The sequence below is a fragment of the Winogradskyella pacifica genome (assembly GCF_013403915.1).
Taxonomy (GTDB): Bacteria; Bacteroidota; Bacteroidia; order Flavobacteriales; family Flavobacteriaceae; genus Winogradskyella; species Winogradskyella pacifica.
Map to the genome: position 1 here is coordinate 17,173 of NZ_JABFDI010000022.1, position 18,016 is coordinate 35,188.

18 protein-coding genes are annotated in these 18,016 nt (G+C 33.3%); 1 reads left to right on the forward strand and 17 read right to left on the reverse strand.

Annotated features, from left to right (window positions below; genetic code table 11):
- Positions 1 to 12 precede the first annotated feature (12 nt).
- The 6 genes from HM984_RS15825 to HM984_RS15850 form a co-directional block, all read right to left on the reverse strand.
- A complete protein-coding gene (locus HM984_RS15825) occupies positions 13 to 1,323 on the reverse strand; it encodes an ABC1 kinase family protein (protein ID WP_179349871.1) in 1,311 nt (436 codons plus the stop codon).
- Positions 1,324 to 1,980: a TetR family transcriptional regulator C-terminal domain-containing protein gene (locus HM984_RS15830; protein WP_179349872.1), complete on the reverse strand. Its 657-nt coding sequence runs from the start codon at positions 1,978 to 1,980 to the stop codon at positions 1,324 to 1,326.
- Between the two features lie 96 nt (positions 1,981 to 2,076).
- The gene (gene arsB, locus HM984_RS15835; RefSeq protein WP_179349873.1) at positions 2,077 to 3,129 is read right to left on the reverse strand and encodes an ACR3 family arsenite efflux transporter; all 1,053 of its coding nucleotides are present in this window, start codon (positions 3,127 to 3,129) and stop codon (positions 2,077 to 2,079) included.
- 5 nt (positions 3,130 to 3,134) lie between these two features.
- A complete protein-coding gene (locus HM984_RS15840; RefSeq protein ID WP_179349874.1) occupies positions 3,135 to 3,749 on the reverse strand; it encodes an arsenate-mycothiol transferase ArsC in 615 nt (204 codons plus the stop codon).
- A gap of 21 nt (positions 3,750 to 3,770) precedes the next feature.
- Complete coding sequence (locus HM984_RS15845) at positions 3,771 to 4,241, reverse strand: DUF6428 family protein (RefSeq protein ID WP_179349875.1); 471 nt, start codon at positions 4,239 to 4,241, stop codon at positions 3,771 to 3,773.
- A gap of 21 nt (positions 4,242 to 4,262) precedes the next feature.
- On the reverse strand, positions 4,263 to 4,595 hold the full coding sequence (locus HM984_RS15850; RefSeq protein WP_179349876.1) for an ArsR/SmtB family transcription factor: 333 nt from the start codon (positions 4,593 to 4,595) through the stop codon (positions 4,263 to 4,265).
- A 181-nt stretch (positions 4,596 to 4,776) separates the two neighbouring features.
- Between HM984_RS15850 and HM984_RS15855 the strand changes: the two genes are divergently transcribed.
- A complete protein-coding gene (locus HM984_RS15855) occupies positions 4,777 to 5,622 on the forward strand; it encodes a DUF2911 domain-containing protein (RefSeq protein WP_179349877.1) in 846 nt (281 codons plus the stop codon).
- A gap of 120 nt (positions 5,623 to 5,742) precedes the next feature.
- Here HM984_RS15855 and HM984_RS15860 read toward each other — a convergent pair whose 3' ends face one another.
- The 11 genes from HM984_RS15860 to HM984_RS15910 all read right to left on the reverse strand — a co-directional run bounded on the left by HM984_RS15860 (position 5,743) and on the right by HM984_RS15910 (position 18,015).
- Positions 5,743 to 6,720 carry a Gfo/Idh/MocA family protein gene (locus HM984_RS15860; protein WP_179349878.1) on the reverse strand — a complete coding sequence of 326 codons (978 nt, stop codon included), beginning with the start codon at positions 6,718 to 6,720 and terminating at the stop codon, positions 5,743 to 5,745.
- Positions 6,720 to 8,528: a sodium:solute symporter family protein gene (locus HM984_RS15865; RefSeq protein ID WP_115809516.1), complete on the reverse strand. Its 1,809-nt coding sequence runs from the start codon at positions 8,526 to 8,528 to the stop codon at positions 6,720 to 6,722. Before HM984_RS15865 ends, HM984_RS15860 begins: the two co-directional genes overlap by 1 nt.
- Positions 8,529 to 8,686: 158 nt before the next feature.
- Positions 8,687 to 11,206 (reverse strand): PIG-L family deacetylase, encoded by a 2,520-nt coding sequence (locus HM984_RS15870; RefSeq protein ID WP_179349879.1) that lies wholly within the window; start codon positions 11,204 to 11,206, stop codon positions 8,687 to 8,689.
- 561 nt (positions 11,207 to 11,767) lie between these two features.
- Positions 11,768 to 12,868: a hypothetical protein gene (locus tag HM984_RS15875; protein WP_179349880.1), complete on the reverse strand. Its 1,101-nt coding sequence runs from the start codon at positions 12,866 to 12,868 to the stop codon at positions 11,768 to 11,770.
- A gap of 25 nt (positions 12,869 to 12,893) precedes the next feature.
- Positions 12,894 to 13,973, reverse strand: a complete 1,080-nt coding sequence (corA, locus tag HM984_RS15880; RefSeq protein ID WP_179349881.1) for a magnesium/cobalt transporter CorA — start codon at positions 13,971 to 13,973, stop codon at positions 12,894 to 12,896.
- Positions 13,974 to 13,976: 3 nt separating this feature from the next.
- Entirely contained in the window at positions 13,977 to 14,522 is a 546-nt protein-coding gene (locus tag HM984_RS15885) for a mechanosensitive ion channel domain-containing protein (protein ID WP_115809526.1), read from the reverse strand.
- A gap of 46 nt (positions 14,523 to 14,568) precedes the next feature.
- Complete coding sequence (locus HM984_RS15890) at positions 14,569 to 15,516, reverse strand: septum formation inhibitor Maf (RefSeq protein ID WP_257018512.1); 948 nt, start codon at positions 15,514 to 15,516, stop codon at positions 14,569 to 14,571.
- 73 nt (positions 15,517 to 15,589) lie between these two features.
- The gene (locus tag HM984_RS15895; RefSeq protein ID WP_115809530.1) at positions 15,590 to 16,183 is read right to left on the reverse strand and encodes a Maf-like protein; all 594 of its coding nucleotides are present in this window, start codon (positions 16,181 to 16,183) and stop codon (positions 15,590 to 15,592) included.
- 1 nt (position 16,184) lies between these two features.
- Entirely contained in the window at positions 16,185 to 17,114 is a 930-nt protein-coding gene (locus tag HM984_RS15900; protein ID WP_179349882.1) for a geranylgeranylglycerol-phosphate geranylgeranyltransferase, read from the reverse strand.
- A 7-nt stretch (positions 17,115 to 17,121) separates the two neighbouring features.
- The gene (locus HM984_RS15905; RefSeq protein WP_179349883.1) at positions 17,122 to 17,433 is read right to left on the reverse strand and encodes a hypothetical protein; all 312 of its coding nucleotides are present in this window, start codon (positions 17,431 to 17,433) and stop codon (positions 17,122 to 17,124) included.
- Positions 17,434 to 17,481: 48 nt separating this feature from the next.
- Positions 17,482 to 18,015 carry a KdsC family phosphatase gene (locus HM984_RS15910; RefSeq protein WP_179349884.1) on the reverse strand — a complete coding sequence of 178 codons (534 nt, stop codon included), beginning with the start codon at positions 18,013 to 18,015 and terminating at the stop codon, positions 17,482 to 17,484.
- Position 18,016 lies beyond the last annotated feature (1 nt).

The following is an 18,016-nucleotide window of genomic DNA, read 5'->3' on the forward strand; positions in this document are numbered from 1 at the left end:
ATATATATTTAATTAAAGATTTTTAAAATTATTTATTTGTACGTTTTCAGCTTTAAGGTCGAACATTAAATTGTACAATCCAAAAAATGTTCTATTTATATAAATAAAGTGCTTAGATCCTCTATTACCATTCATATTTCTGAGTTCTGTACTTTTAGAATAGCGCTGTCCCATATCTGAGATTTGATTAAAAAATTCAGGATTTGAAAAGTCGAATTCTTCAACATGAAATGGTTTAGTGAAAAGACTTAACAATTCATGAAACATAGCGCTAAAGAATTTAATTTCTTCTTCAGAATCATCTTTCTTCAAAATTTCGAGCTCATAAAGTTTCTCGGTAAATCGTTTTGGATTTTCAATACATGCTTTATCTGCTAATTCAAAATAAGGAATGTAGAAATCTTCAGGAATAATTTTCATACAGCCAAAATCTAAGGCAATTAGATTACTGTCTTCAGAGATCAAAAAATTCCCAGGATGTGGATCGGCATGTACTTTTCTCAACTTGTGAATTTGATACATATAAAAATCCCATAAAGCCTGACCTAGTTTATTGGATTTGTCTTGGTCTGTATTATGTGCTGTAAATTCCGAAAGGTGTTCGCCAGACATAAAATCCATAGTGATAATACGTTCAGACGAAAACTCCTCGTAATAGTTAGGGAATTTTAAATTAGGGATGTGTTTGCAAGCTTCCGCAATTTCTTTACTCTGCGCAATTTCTAAGATGTAGTTGGTTTCTTCTGTGAGTTTATTTTCAACTTCTTTAAAATACTTGTCGGAATCCTTCCCTTTAATATTAAACATTTTAATCGCAATTGGTTTTACCAACGCTAAATCTGACGCGATACTTTCTGCAACTCCAGGATATTGGATTTTCACAGCAAATTTTTTCCCATTCTTCTCTGCGATATGGACTTGTCCTATACTGGCAGCATTGACTGAAGTTGCATTGAAAGTGTCAAAGATATCTTCGGGATGTTTGCCAAAGTATTTTTTAAATGTTTTTATAACTAATGGCGGTGACAATGGTGGTACGGAAAACTGAGACAATGAAAATTTCTCAACATAGGCCTGTGGCAATATGCTTTTTTCCATACTTAACATTTGTGCGACTTTAAGTGCACTGCCTTTAAGTGTTTTCAGACTATCGTAAATGTCTTCCGCATTATTTTGATTTAGGCGTTCTTTGGCATCTTCCTTTGAGTTGACCATTTTGTCGCCGTAATATTTTAAATAATTCACACCAACTTTTGCTCCAGTTGAAACCAATTTGGAAGCTCTAGATATTTTAGTAATCGGAATGCTGTCTATTGTTTTCATCTAGTTGGAGTGTATTTTTTCTTTATATAAGAATTTGCCAAAATCCATAAGGCTTTTTAATGGAGTGGTATCGATTAAATCGAAACTCGCCTGAACTGATTTTTCGATAAACACATCTGTTTTTTCAAATGAAGTAGAAGAGTCGTCTAACCAAAATTTAAGCGTGACTAATAATTGAAACCAAGCCGATTCTTTGAGACCTCTATTTTTCAATTTTTCAAGTTTTTCTTCCTTAAGATCAATTGTTTTTATGTCTAAGTGTTCGATGTAATTAGTAAAACTCTTCTTTAAATGCGACAATGTTTTTAAAGATTTCAATTGATTTTTATCCGAACCTAAGGCTTGCACAACGTAGCTTCGATTCGCCGTTAATATTTCGAAAAAGGTAAAGTAAAAACTAAGCAGTTGGTTTCGTGCATCAAAAGATTGATAATCTTCACTTTTTTCTAAAACAACTAAAGTATGATCAAAAAATATTTTGAATATAGATTGCTCTAAAATCTCGAAAGAACTAAAATATTCATAGAATTTTTGTTCTTCAAAATTATTGTCTTTAGCAAAAGCATAGACAGAGTTTGGTTTATGGTTATGTGTCAATACATAATCCATATAGTATGAGATAAGATCGTCTTGTGTTATGTTTTTCTTTTTTGCCATTGTAATTGATTTACAATGTAAAGATACTCTATGTTTAACTATTTAAGCGTATAGTTAAACAAACTTTAACAAGACTTAGGGAAAAACAAATCTGACTTAAGCTTTTTGTGGTAAATAGTATTTTTTCCGAAGCCAAAACGACACGCGTACTAAAAGTATTAAAGCGGGTACTTCTACCAATGGGCCAACGACTCCTGCAAATGCTTGTCCTGAGTTTAATCCAAAGACCGCAATAGCAACTGCAATGGCTAATTCAAAGTTGTTACCAGCAGCCGTAAAAGAAATGGCTGCATTTTTATCGTAAGTGGCTCCCATGGCTTTGCTAATGAAAAATCCAATAAGGAACATAATTGCGAAATAGATTAATAAAGGAACAGCAATGATTAAGACGTCCATTGGTATCTCTACAATCAATTCACCTTTTAATGAAAACATAACTACGATGGTAAATAATAATGCGATTAAAGTCATTGGTGAAATGGTAGGTATAAATTTTTTGGTATACCATTGTTCACCTTTTAGTTTCACCAAAATTAAGCGCGACAGAATACCTAATAAAAACGGAATACCTAAATAGATCGCCACACTTTCAGCAATGGTAGCAATAGAAATATCTACAATAGCACCTTCAAAACCAAAATAGGGTGGAAGTACTGTAATAAATAGATACGCATAAAAGCTATAGGCAAAGACTTGAAAAATACTATTTAAAGCCACTAAACCTGCTCCGTATTCGCTACTGCCTTCAGCTAGATCATTCCAAACTAGAACCATAGCAATACAACGCGCCAAGCCAATTAGGATTAAGCCAACCATGTATTCCGGATAATCGCGTAGAAATGTAATTGCTAACACAAACATTAACACAGGACCAATAATCCAATTTAAAACTAATGAAATTGACAATACTTTGACGTCTTTAAATACTTTTGGAAGTAGTGCATAATTCACTTTCGCTAACGGCGGATACATCATTAAAATAAGTCCGATCGCAATAGGTATATTAGTCGTCCCGCTGCTGTATGATTCTATAAGTTCTGGAAATGATGGGGCGAAAAAGCCAATACCAACCCCAATCGCCATGGCGATAAAAATCCATAAGGTAAGGTAACTATCTAAAAAGCTTAATTTTTTCTTGATGGCAGTCATCGCTATTAGTTTGTGATGTTAGAGAATACATATTTTAGTTCTGTAGCAATTTGAAGACTCCGTTCCTTATACTTTTCTAATTGTTGTGGAGTGTTATCAAAAGCTTTAGGGTCGTCATAAGTAATCGGAATTCGTTTGTCTGATCCACCAATAAAAGGACAACCTTGGTCTGCGTTAGAGCAGGTCATTATGGCCGCAAATGTTGACGTCGGATTGAATTCATCATCAAATGTTTTTGAAAAGCCAATCACAGGATGTGCGTTTTTTGAATATTTAATGCTGTAAACCGGATTGCTACCATTAGAAAGTGTTTCAATTTGAAACCCTGTATTTTCAAGCGTTTTAGCTACAACAGGAAATAAGGCTGTGGCTTCTGTTCCACCTGAATAACAAAACACATTTTTAATGTCAAAATAAGATGCCATGGCCTGCGCCCAAACTTGAGATAAATGGCTACGACGTGAATTATGAGTACAGATAAAATTTAAGTTAACGGTGTTGTTTTCCGTTGTCTTAAGTTGAATGTAATTAATGAGTGGTTGTAAAATCGCTTTACGCTCATCTGAAATAGCTTCAATTTGTAGTTGCTCTATTTGGTTACTAATTGGTTGGTACAGCATGATATTTTAGAATTTTAATGTTTAGCAGCATCCAGAACCTGGAGCACAAGATGGACCTTCATTTTGTAAATCTGAAAACTTAAGTTTTGGCTTCTTTTCAGGAATACCACATTTGTCTTTAGCTAAACAATCGGTCAACTTTGAAGTCAATAAAAAATTGGTGCCGTCAAAATCTAATCCATATTTCCCTATAGTATCTCCTTGGTATTCGACTTCAATTTCTAAGTCTTCAATATGTAATACTTTTTCAGAAAGTTCTATAATATTTAATAGTTTTTCAGGATGTAATCTGTGGTCGTAGTCGTCTGCTTCCCACAATTGAAAGTTGGCTACATTCTCCGTTCTTACAGTGCCACCACAATCGATAAAATGTTTGGATATTTTACCAACTTCCGTTACATGAAAGTGATTTGGTACTAAGGTGCCGTTTGGTAATTGAAACGCTATGGTGTCTAATGCTTTTAATTTTGATTTAATTTCTGATAGTTTCATAAGTATCTATTTTAATTCTATTTAACAACAGGTATTAGAGTCGTCGAGATCTTGATCTAAAAAAGCAGTTAAAGTTGTTTTCATGTTAGACCAATTCTCTTTATCTATACAATAGCAAATACTAGTGCCTGTAATGTTTCCTTTTATAAGTCCTATTTTTTTTAATTCTTTTAAATGTTGAGAGATTGTGGGCTGTGCTAATCCAATTTCACCTACTAAATCACCACAGATACACGAATCTATTTTAAATAAATGTTGAAGAATCGCCACTCTAGCCGGATGTCCAAAAACTTTAGCGATGCTAGAAATTTGGTTTTGTTCTAATGTGAAAATTTCGGTTTTAGTCAATCCCATGAATCATTGTATTATTATATTGCAATATTACGATGAAAGGATGAGAATTCAAATTACTTGTTGAATTATTTTTTTTGTCAACGCTTTCAGCTATTTGATTTTAAGATTTCATTAACATACCTAGCTTTTGTTAAGTCGTAATTTTACATTTATTAATAAACAACACTTAACACGAAACAAAATGAAAAAATTAGTACTTTTTACATTTGCGTTAACTTTAATGTTTTCGGTAAATGCACAAATTGAAACACCACAACCAAGTCCTGCTGCTAAAATTGAGCAAGTTGTTGGTTTAACAGATGTTTCTATTGATTATTCTCGTCCGGCTATGCGCGGAAGAACAATTTTTGGTGAACTAGTACCTTACGGAAAAGTATGGAGAACTGGAGCAAATGCAAGAACTAAGGTTACATTTAGTAATGATGTTACTATTGGAGGTAAAGACGTAAAGGCAGGAACTTATGCAATTTTCACAATACCACAAGCTAAAACATGGGATGTTGTTTTTTACACAGAACATGCTGCAGGTGGTACGCCAGCTGAATTTGATGAGTCTAAAGTAGCTGCTCGTGTAACGACACCAGTTTATCCTATAGAAATGGACATTCAATCGTTTACAATTTCTATTGATGATATTACTAGTAGTTCTGCAGTTATCGGCATCATGTGGGAGAAAACTTATGTTGGTGTAGAATTTAAAGTACATACAGATAAAGCGGTAACTGCTGCAATTGATAAAATAATGGCAGGACCTTCTGCAAACGATTATTACGCCGCGGCAGTATATAATTTAGAAGAAGGTAAAGATATCGCTAAAGCAAAAGAGTGGATTGATAAGTCTATGTCAATGACAAAACAACCAACGTTCTGGCAATTACGTAAGCAATCTTTAATCTATGCTAAAGCAGGAGATAAGAAGGAAGCTATTGCAATTGCAAAAAAATCATTAGCAGCTTCTAAAGAGGCAAAAAATGCTGACTATGTTAAAATGAATGAAGACTCTCTAAAAGAATGGGGATCTAAGTAGTTTATAGCTACTAGCTTTTGGCTTTTAGCCTTTAGTTCTTTATAAATAAAAAAAATGCAACTCCTTTGGTTACTAATAGTAAACAAAGGAGTTGCGTTTTTTGTTTTGTATAAATTGATTTTAGCTATAGTCTAAGCCAATCAATGTTCTAATTTGATCTAGAGTGCTAATCAATAGCTTACTTTTCTCAAAAGTCATAATATCACTTTCCGTTTTACCGTCTCTAATGAGTTGATTAAAATGTTCAATCTCATAGCTATACCCAATTGTTTTAGTATCGAACTCTTTTAATTCAGAATTCCCTAAATGATCAATTAATGTTACAGAAGATGGTTCGTGAAAACGCCCATTAATTTTTATAGTTCCGTTTTCGCAATGAAAGATGGCTTCTGTATTGGTTTCTTGCAATAGTGTGCTTTTTAATACGGCTTTTGTATTTTCATATTGAAACGTCATTTCACATTCTGAATCTGCCCCAGAGTCGAAAAACTGAGCTTCCGCTTCAATAGTATTTGGTTTTCCTAATGTAGAAAGCGCAGCAAAGACAGGGTAAATTCCTATGTCTAATAAACTTCCTCCGCCAACGGATTTGTCAAAAACTCTTGAGGTTTCATTGTAGGTTGGATGGAATCCAAAATCAGCTTCAAGCTCTATAATATTACCAAAATGCTTTTTTTGAAGTACATCTAAAACATATTGATAATGTGGAAGAAAAATAGTCCAAAGCGCTTCCATTAAAAGCGTGTTGTTTTCTTTTGATAGTTGAATCATTTCCTCAACTTCTTCCAAGTTCATAGCAAACGGCTTTTCACATAACACCGCTTTATTATGGTTAAGGCATAACACCGTATGTGCTTTATGAAAACTATGAGGTGTCGCAATATAAACAGCATCGATATTAGAGTCTGCGACTAAGTCTTCATAAGTTCCATAGGCCATGGTCGCTTTATAGTCGTGTCTAAATAGTTTTGCTTTTTCTAGATTTCGAGATGCAATAGCATAAAGTTTGGAGTTTGAAACCATTTGTAAATCGGATGCAAATTTAGAGGCTATTTTTCCAGCTCCAATGATTCCCCAATTAATCGTTTTACCATCCATTATACAGCTTTCTTAGGTAGAAGTACTTGTAGTAGATTCGCGATTGTTATCACTACAATACATCCAAATAAATTCAGCCATAAATAAGGCATCCAATCAAACCACCAACCGGTAACAACTATGGCTTGTGTAACTAAGGCTCCTATAAATACAGCATTTCCTTTGATGTATTTAAAGAAGAAAGCGAGTAAGAATATCCCTAAAACATTTCCGTAGAAAATAGAACCGATAATATTAACGAGCTGAATTAAGTTCTCAGCAAGATCTGCAAAGCAGGCAATAATTATGGCTACAATTCCCCAGCCAAACGTAAACCATTTGGTCATTTTTACCATATGCTCTTCGCCTTTGTCTTCCTTTTGATTTCTACCATATAAGTCGATCGCTGTAATCGTTGCAAGTGCATTAATTTCTGATGCTGTTGATGACATCGCTGCAGATAAAATAACAGCTAATAACAGGCCAATTAAACCAGTTGGTAGATTATTTAAAATAAACCGAATGAACATATAATCTCTGTCATTGGTTTGCGTGTCTTTGGCGGCATCTTTATACAATGACGTCAGTGCTGCTGATTTTGTGAGATAGGCTTCGCTTTCCGGATTAGACTCTAAAGCTTCTACTTCATTTTTAAGCGTATTATATGTTGATGTGTAATCTGCATCAACTGCTTTTTTAATTAAAAATTTAGATTCAGAACGGTAGGTTTTTTCAATACTATCCAGTTGAAATAATTCTGTTTTCAAGCGGTCATCAGTGCTTTTAGATAATGCTAAACTCACTTTTTGTTTCTTAGAGAATAATACCGATTGTTTATCTTGAAGCATTCGGTATTCATCTCCATATTCAGAAGCTAAAACAGTCTGTTCTGATTTATCTATAAAATTTAAAGGAGAAGGATTAAATTGATAAAAGACAAATACCATAACACCAACAAGTAGAATAAAGAATTGCATTGGTACTTTAAGCATACCATTAAATAGTAAACCCATTTGCATTTCTTTCATAGATTTACCAGATAGGTAACGTTGCACTTGGCTTTGATCGGTTCCAAAGTAGGATAGCATTAAAAAAGTACCACCTATTAAACCAGTCCAAACGGTATATCTATTTTCTAAATCGAATGAAAAATCTAAGACTTTCATTTTGCCTGTTGCACCAGCAATATCAATTGCATCTGAAAACGAAACCTCCTCAGGAATTAGATTAATAATAATACATAAGGCAGCTATCATTCCTCCAAAAATGACGAACATTTGCTGTTTTTGTGTTACAGTTACGGCTTTTGTTCCTCCTGAAACGGTGTAAATAATGACTAAAAGACCAATAATAATATTGAGTGTCACAATATTCCAACCTAATACTACAGAAAGAATAATGGCTGGAGCAAAAATCGTAATTCCGGCTGCCAATCCACGTTGAATTAAAAAGAGGATAGCGGTTAAGCTTCGGGTTTTAAGGTCGAATCGGTTTTCTAAAAATTCGTAAGCCGTGTAAACCTTAAGCCGATGGTAAAGTGGTATAAACACCAGACAAATAATAACCATGGCAATTGGTAGTCCGAAATAAAACTGAACAAACCCCATACCATCAGAAAAAGCCTGACCTGTTGTAGAAAGGAATGTAATGGCGCTGGCTTGTGTGGCCATTACGGATAGACCAATCGTCCACCATTTAGACGTGTTACCTCCTTTTATATAGTCCTCTGCGTTTTTACGACCTCTAGTTTTCCAGGTTCCATAGCCAACAATAGTTGCTAAGGTTGCTATTAAAACGGTCCAATCAATCCAATCTAAAGTTTGCTGCATTATATTTTTTTATGCGAATGAAGCTGTTATAAAATAAAATAAGATAATATAGAGTGCATTAGCTATTAACACAGCAGTGTACATTTTACTCCATTTTTGTTTTACTTCTGGTGGGTCTTGCTGGCTCATTAGTTGGTTGTTAGTTAGTCGTTAAGTCTTTAATTTTTTTGAGTGGTAGATTCTTGTTTACCTGCAGATAGCAGATTAGCAAAGAGTCTGTATGCCCCAGGAACTCCTGCCGGAAATTCTCTAAAGAAACTGAGACCTGTGTAAATATAGTTGCCTTTTCCATATTTTGCAACTAGTAAGGCGCCTTCTTTGGAATTCTCTCCACTGTCATTAGATGCTAATAATGGTGTAAACTCTTTAGACCATTTATTTGGGAAATATAAGCCACGTTCTTGTACCCAACCTTCAAAATCTTGAAGTCCAATTTTATTAGGAAAATTTAGAATTGGATGATTCGGTTCTAATATTCTAACCAAGGCATTTTCATCTGTAACACGGTCTCTAGATAGTTGTAAATCATAAGGGGCCAAATTATTTACTTTTATACCTCTACTCGTATTGTACTGAATGATTAGATTTCCTCCATCTTTTACATAGTCTAACAAAAAGCGTTGTTTAAATACTAAGTCGTCAACAATGTTATAAGCTCTAATTCCCATAACAATAGCGTCAAAGTCATCAAGATTTTCTGGCGTAATTTGTTCGGGTTTAATAATGGTAACATCGTATCCAATTTGTCTTAAACTTTCTGGTACCACATCTCCTGCGCCTTCAACATAACCAATGTTATTTCCTCGTTTTTCAATATTTAATCGAACGACTTTACTTTCGCTAGGCATTAAAACGGTTTGAAAAGGAATGTGTGTATAATCAATTTCAATAATCTCGTCGGTATAAAATTCACCATCAATATTTACCATTGGTGTAATTGAGCCTTCACTTTGAGTTTTTGGAGGAATAACAGTAAATATCACATTTTGAATATCTCCTTTATTAGCAATCTCAATTTTTTGTTTTTGAGGAAAGACTTGCCATCCATCGGGATAAGCCATTTGAACAAAACCAGTAATAGCGTCTTTGCCAGCTTTTACAGTAACTTCAATGTCTTTTTGACCGTCGTTTTCAAAAATATAGACTTTATGACTTAGGCTTGCCGAGACAATAGGAATGATTTCGAATGGACGATACAATTCTCCTTTGTCGGGTTTAGAATAACGATACACTACTGGTTTTGTTATTGTAATAGGTGTGCCTTCAATTAATAAATTAAAATCAACAAAAACAGCTCTTGGCGTTTCAGGTAAGCCAATTAAATTTTGATCCTTTACGTTGTACATCCCCAATGTGCTTTTGGTGTTTAACCAATAAGGCGCGGTGTAAGTACTGTTATTTGGAATGCTAATGCCGTCTTCAAAATTTAATTTTTGATTGGGAGCTAAGCTCATATTTTTAGTTATTCCTGTACCTAATGTTGAAAGGTTATAGGACACTAAATTAATATTTGAACTGCTTCTGTTTAAAATTTCCATAGTCAATTTTACATCAGAACTTGGTGCTGCACTTGGCGTATTCGCAGAAACTTCTAAGTAGAGTCCAGCACAAGCTTCAATAATTGCTTTTAGCTCTTTAGTTTTAACCGTTCTCCAGTGTTTATCTTTTATAGATTGAAGCAATTTATAAGCCTCTAAAAGTTGTGGTAAATGTGCTGATGGATTTCTGAAATTGAAATTAGTTTCAACTGATTTTAAAATATTTCCTATCGCTTTTCCACCTGCAACGCGATTCCATGACGTATCAATTCCTTCAAAAATATTAGCGCTCGTGTTTAAGGATTCTCCTTTTAAAAACTCAATGTATTCATTTTGAGAACCGCGATCTGATAATCTTCCGAAGCCTTGAGACAAATGCTGACTGCTCGCTAAGGCGGCAATTTCGTTGTTAGACTTTCCTTTTGATGCATAATATCTACCGACATCGAACGTAAGCATGTTGCTCTTGTCTAATTTATCAAATTCTTCTTGACTTCCGTAGCGCCACCATGAGGTGTTGTAAAATAAGCGTTTTGGTTGCCATGTTTCAGTAAATTCTAATTGTAATGGATATTCTGAAGCGTCATTTGTAATATCAAAAGCTTCTAAACTCAACATTGCAGAAGCTGTATGGTGACCATGTGTTTCGCCAGCTCTTCTGTGGTCGAAACGGTTAATGATAACATCGGGTTTAAATGTTCTAATCGCCCAAACTACATCTGCAAGAACGTCGTCTTTATTCCAGATTTCTAAAGTTTCATCCGGATGTTTAGAGTAACCAAAATCATTGGCTCTTGTAAAGCGTTGTTCTCCACCATCAGTACGTCTTGCGGCTAGTAATTCTTGAGTTCTAATAACACCTAAAAGTTCTCTGATTTCTGGACCAATAAGGTTTTGGCCACCATCGCCACGTGTTAACGATAAATAGGCTGTACGCGCTTTTACTTCATTAGACATGTATGAAATTAAGCGTGTGTTTTCATCATCGGGATGGGCTGCAATATAAAGTACAGAGCCCAAAACATTGAGTTTTTGAACAGCTTCGTAAATTTCTGATGAATTGTAGGTTTTGGGTTGTTGGGCTTGTAATGATACAATAGTACTTATAAAAAGCAATAGACAAAGTCTAAGTTGGTGCATGAGGATCTTAGTTAGTTACTTTTCAAATATAGAAAAGTTACTAGTTTTCATGCTTTTTTTAGGTTTAGTTTAACGTTGGGATTGTGTAAGACTCGGGTTTTTAGTTTTGATCAGGGTTTTCATTGACATACGCGTTCAATTTTGGTTGTAATGACCACACGCAAATTATATAAAACCAAAGCATGAAAAATACTTCAAAAACACTACGAGTAGAGTACCCTTTTTTCTTTTCGAAATTCACATAACTTTTTGCAGTTAAGGTCATTAATATAAAACCACATAGTATTGCTAATAAATGAAACGGCATTAAGGGAATAAAAAATGAAAATGTAAAAAACATATAAAGCACATAAATAATAGGATAAATAGTTAAACCACTAACGAGCCAAAATTTTAAATTATTTGATGGTTCATTGATCTTTTTATCCAGCTGATATATTATTGAAAACCACCAGATATAGATTGGAATTCCTAAAAGAAGCAATAGAAAAATTTTAAATGGAGGTAATTTTAAAAACCATTGGGTTAATTTATTCATAAGCTATTAAATAAAATAACGAATCAGTTTAATATTAGTACGTAAGGTTTATTGTCTATATTTTGATGAGGACTAAATTTAATGACTTGAAACTTTAAATCAGATTCGGAAACCTCGAGCCTTATATTTTTAGATGTCATTGTCTCCTCTTTTTCATGCATAACAAAAGCGTCATTAAGAGTTAAGTTTACGGCTTCTTTATTTTTAAAATCAATTATAAGTTTATGGTTTTTATAATCTATTCTGACTTCTATTGAATTAATAGGAAATGCTTGGCTATCAGACTTATTAATTGTTAAATAATTTTCAGGAATGTGTAACTGAGCACCTTGATATAAGTCTATAGTTAATTTTGGTTGAAGAATATTTGTTTCTATATCATTAACAATGTGCTTGTTGTTAAATAATTTTACGAGGTTGTTTTCGGTTTTAGTCTTACTGTTTTTATCTAGAATAAAATAGTCAAAAAGTTGCGAGTTTATAGTTTCGTTATCGATTTCTTCAAGAATAGCATCTAACATCAATGCTTCAACTTCGCGATCAAAAAGGTCTTCATTTTCGTCGTTGTTTGCGATAGATTTAAAATCGGGTATGTCTTCAATTTCAAAAGCCTTTGCTAAAATTTCAAAAAATTGAATACGCTTTGTTTTATAATCTAGTTCAGGTTTATAAATCAACAGCATTTTATTTACAAGGCTATATTCGTCTAAATCGTAATAATAGGATGCTAAATCAAATAATGAAAATAATGAGAAAGTGTTATCGTTTAATTCAAATTCATCATAATAATCATTGTATTTAAAACTATAATCAACATGAAATGTATAATTTAAGAAGGGCTCTTTTGTTGTGGGATCTAGGAATTTTAATATTAAATCATTTAGTACTGGAAGTTTTATTTCGAGTTCATTTTTAGTTTTTATATCAAATTGAAAGCTTCCATTTCCACCAGAAATATAGTTGTAAATTAAAATATCTGAACATGTGTTTTCAATAAAAACTTTGCTTTTCTCCATTCCTTTTGGAAAGGTGTCTAAGTTATATAAGCTTTTAAGAAGGTTCTGACTATGCAGTGCTGAAATAGAAAAAGTAAATGCAATGAGAAGAAATTTTATCTTTATCATTATTAATAATTAGTTGGAATATATTCTACAACCACTTCTTACGCTTAAAATAGACTAGCATCAAAATAAACATCACAAACATCACACCCAAAAGAATAAAATAGCCATTGTGATATTTTAGTTCAGGAATGTATTCAAAGTTCATACCATAGATACCAGCTAGAAATGTTAACGGAATAAAGATGGAAGACATTATGGTTAACACTTTCATCACTTCATTCATACGATTGCTAATGGTTGACATGTACATGTCCATTAAACTCCAAATCATTTCACGGTAAATATCTATGTTTTCAGATACTTGGATTAAGTGATCGTAAATATCTCGGTAATACGTAATTGTGCGTTTGAAGATTAGCGGGTGTTCTCCCTTTTCTATACGATTTATGATTTCTCGAAGCGGGAAAATAGCACGACGTACTTTTAAGATTTCACGCTTTAATTGTTGGACTTCAATGTTAATGTTGTCTTTGGCATGACCTTCAAACAAGTCGTTTTCTAAATCTTCAATTTTATTGCCAAGGGTTTCTATAATACTAAAATAATGATCGACAACAGCATCAATTAAGGCATACAATAAATAATCAGATTTTAAACCTCTAATACGTCCGTTGCCAAGTCTAATGCGGTCTCTAACGGTATCAAACACGTCGCCTTCAGATTCCTGAAAAGACAACACGTAATTTTTTCCTAATACTAGACTCACTTGTTCTATAACGACGTTTTCATCCTTATCGTAGTACAACATTTTTAGAACAATAAACAGGTAATCATCGTATTCATCAATTTTAGGACGTTGTGTGGTATTTACAATATCTTCTAGAACAAGTGGATGCAAATCGTATTGTTTGCCAATGTTTTCTATTTCACTAAGCGAGTTTAGTCCATCAACATTTATCCAAGTCACAGAATCGGTTTCCTTGTACGATCTGGCATCTTCTATATTGGTTAAAACATTTTCAGTAAGAGTGTCTTTTGTATAATCGAAAGATTCTATTTGAAGTTGCTTTTCCGTTTTCTTTCCTGTGTACACTAAAGTACCAGGTGCTTTGCCTATGTGTTTTTTGTAATTATGTGTACGTTTTTTTGCTGTTTTTTTTCGCATAGGTTATAAAATACTACTGTCGTCTAAGGGATCGTCTAAAGCATCCTTTTGCAATAAAGTTACAGCTTTTTGTAGAATTAGATTATTAGGGTAGGTCACTAAATTTCCTTGGTCATCTTTAAGATGAATTTGAAAGGCTCTAATATCTTCAATAATACCTATGATAGAATCATCTTTATCGTGAATCTTTACTTTATCTCCAACCTTATATGGAAAGGAAAAAAACATAATAATTCCAGAGGTTATGTTGCTTAAAATAGACCAAATCGCAAAAAGGGCAATACCTATAACTGCAAAAACAGAAGAAAAAACAAGGGTAATATCTCGTGTTTCTGCACCAAGAATAAAGGTTTCTATAAGGATGGCAATAAGCACAAGTGTAACCGTAACATAACGACCTATTAAACCTGCTCTTGCTTCGGTTGTACCACTTTTTCTTCCTATTTTCTTTACTGTAATTACGATTATTTTTCTAATAATAAATAGAGTAATTAAGAGTATAGTTGAATATAAAATTTGATCTTGATAATTATGAAATATTGAATTCATTTAGGGAGTATTTTGCTTCACAAATATAATTGAGAATCTATGAAGATTATTGCAATTTTAAAGTTTCTCTAAGGCTAACATCTGAATTGCTTTTTTTGTTCCAATAGTCCGATTTAATACTTTCTAGTTTCGTAGCTTTTGAGGTTAAGGTCTCAGCAGAAGAGCCCATTCCACTTACAATAGTCTCTTCCCAACCTAAAATATCGAAAGGGAAATTAGGATTAAAATTTATTTTTAAGGTGCGTTGCAATTCCGAAAACGTAACCGTATAGCTATTGCTCTCTAATTTGGCATTTGCTTTTTGAACTTTTAAAGCGTCGTGATTAAGTCTTACGGATTCTAATGAAGGAATAAGTTCTATGTCACCAACAGGAAGACTTTTAGGATTGATTCTTAATTTGGCCCACAATTCATTCTCTGTCCAAGTTTTTTCTAGTTTGAAGCTTTCATCCGCTTCACCTTGAAAGTAAGAATGCGAAGTCACCTCAAACGCATTGCGATTATTTAACTGAGTATAAACATGTCCACACCATTCTTGTACAGATGTCGATATTTTTAAGGCATGCTGATTGTTAGCAACCGGATAAAATGTACTCTGCATTATGGAATACGGATAAATTCCTGTATTAAAATTCTTGGTTGCATTCAATTTTAAAACCGGAATGTTGTTTTCACTATAACTATCCGCTTTTACCTGAGCGTCTGGTAAAAAATCTTCAGTTACAAAAACTAAAACAGCTGTACCTTCTCGTAGTTCTCCGTAACGCTCCTGTTCTAGTTTGTAAGATGTGATTTCCGCTTCACCATTGTACCAATAATTTTTAAAATCATCGGACAATTTTGTTTTAGGGTTTACAGCTTTAGATTTCGTTTCTGAAACACCACTGACTTCTGGTGTAGTAGCAGGGGTATTCGTGTTTTCTTTACAAGAGGTGAAGAAGGACATTAGTCCAATTAATGTAACTAATAGTGTAGATTTTATAAGCCTTATCATAATTATTACGTTTTTTTAGATGTTGCAACATGCAAAGATGCGATGCAAAATATCTCGTAATAAAGATAAGATTCTAATTATGGTCTACAATGGCATTTAACGTTTTGTAAAGTAAATGTGTAGGTAAGCCTACGACGTTATTATATGAGCCTTCAATAGATGTGATGGCAATGGCACCAATCCATTCTTGTATGCCATAGGCACCAGCTTTATCTAGCGGTTTGTAAGTGTTAACGTAGTATTGAATTTCCTCGTCTGTTAAGGCTTTAAAGGTCACTTTGGTAATGGTGTTAACCAGACGTTGTTCTGTTTTTTGAGTGAAACAGATTGAGGTAACCACTTCATGTGTTTTATTGCTTAACGATTTTATCATATTAAAAGCATCCGTTTCATCTTTTGGTTTACCAATCGCTTTATCGTCTAACCAAACGATGGTATCACTAGTGATTAAGATATCCTTATGTTGAAGACTTTCTAAAAACGGTTCCGCTTTCAATTTTGCTAAAAAATCGGTGATGTCTTCACGCTTCAAATTTTTAGGGTAAATTTCTTCAACTGGTTTTAATTGAATGTCGAAGTCGAGATTCATTTCTTTTAAAAATGTATGACGACGTGGTGACGCTGAGGCCAGAATAATATTGAAATCGTTGAGTTTGTCGTTTAGCATTTTAGTTGAGAATAATAAATTTGTAGAGTAATAAGGATAGCATCCCAGTAAGCATCACTAATTTTAAAATGAAGCTAATGTGTTTGTATTGTGCTTTGCTTTCTGCACTAAATAATTTTATGCTTACGTAAATTAATGGTGCTACAACCAATACTAAAAAGTAGGCAACAACGAGTTGCTGTTTAAATAAATACGTAATAACATAATATACAATAGAAACTATTGGAATTAACGACAGTATAAATGCAATTTTAGTGCTGCGCTCTCGTCCTAAGAGAATTGGTAATGTTTGTATACCAGCTTTATAATCACCATCGAAATCTTCAATATCTTTAACGAGTTCTCTTAGAATATTAATCAATAAGGCAAAAATGGCATAGTCTCGAATGATATATAAAAAAGTAGTCTGAATGGCTTTATTATGCACTGTCATAGCCGGAATTAATTCAAAAATACCAACTAACAAAATACTCAAACAAACCATAATAGAAACCACAACATTACCAACGACGGCAATTTGTTTGAGATACGAAGCATACATATAGAGTAGTGCGGAGGTAATGAAAAAGATGGCGAAAAATTCGGGTTTACCAATACCATTAGATAAGTAAAAACCTAAGCCAACTCCTATAATATTAAGAACTATAAATAATGTGCTGGCACTCTTTTCTGTAATGTGTTTATTAATTATAAGTTGATCTGGTTTATTGATTTTATCGGTTTCAACATCATAAATATCGTTGATAATATAACCACCAGCTGCGATACAAACGGTAGCTAAAACTAAAAGAAAAAAGTTGAAGTCGCTTAAGGTGATAAGGACACCATGACTTTCTTGAAAAGGTAATAAAAGTGCATATTTTACTAAATATTGCATCAAAGCAATCATTAGTAAATTCTTCCAACGGATTAAATTAAAGACGTGAATCATTTATAGGTTAGTGAGATATTATTTTTGTGATTAAATAGTAAGTAATAGTTGCAATGATAATAAAAACGATGGAACTAATAATTGCTGTTATCTTTAAAAGTTTACGCTCTTGTTGTCTTATTTTGTCTTTAATTTTTTTCTTGTCTTCTTTGGTTAAGTCTTTATGCAAAAAAGACATTTTGTAGTGCAGATGGGCTTCAAGATCTAGTTTTTCCTTGTATTTAGAAAAAGGCTTTGATGATCTTTGGTTAAATGTCGTCTGACTATTACCAAAACCAATATACCCAAATCCTGTGCTATGTCTTCTTCCGCTTGACATGTTTAAAAAAAAAATATAAGATTTTTATTTCCAACAACCAACTACTACCTAATCATACTTAGCATTAAAATTACCATTCCATTTGCCTTGTACTTTTAAGACTTGTTCAATGACATCTCTTACGGCACCTTTCCCTCCGTTTTTATGAGAAATATATTTTGAAATGGCTTTAATTTCAGGAACAGCATCTTGAGGACAACACGGTAAACCAACTAATTTCATCACAGGATAATCCGGTATATCGTCCCCCATGTACAACACTTGTGATTTTGAAATAGTATGCTGCTCCAAGTAGCTATTGAGTTGTTCTATTTTATTGTGTGAACCTAAGAAAATGTCTTTTATTCCTAATCCTGCTAATCGTTTTCGAACACCTTCGTTAGAGCCACCAGAAATAATACAGAGATTAAAACCGGCATCAATTGCTGTTTTTAATGCAAATCCGTCTTTAATATTCATGGTTCTTAGCATTTCACCATCTGTTGTCACGGTGATAGTACCATCGGTTAAAACACCATCAACATCGAAAATGAAGGTCGTAATGTCTGCTAAATATTCTTTGTAACTTTTATCGTCGTTCATA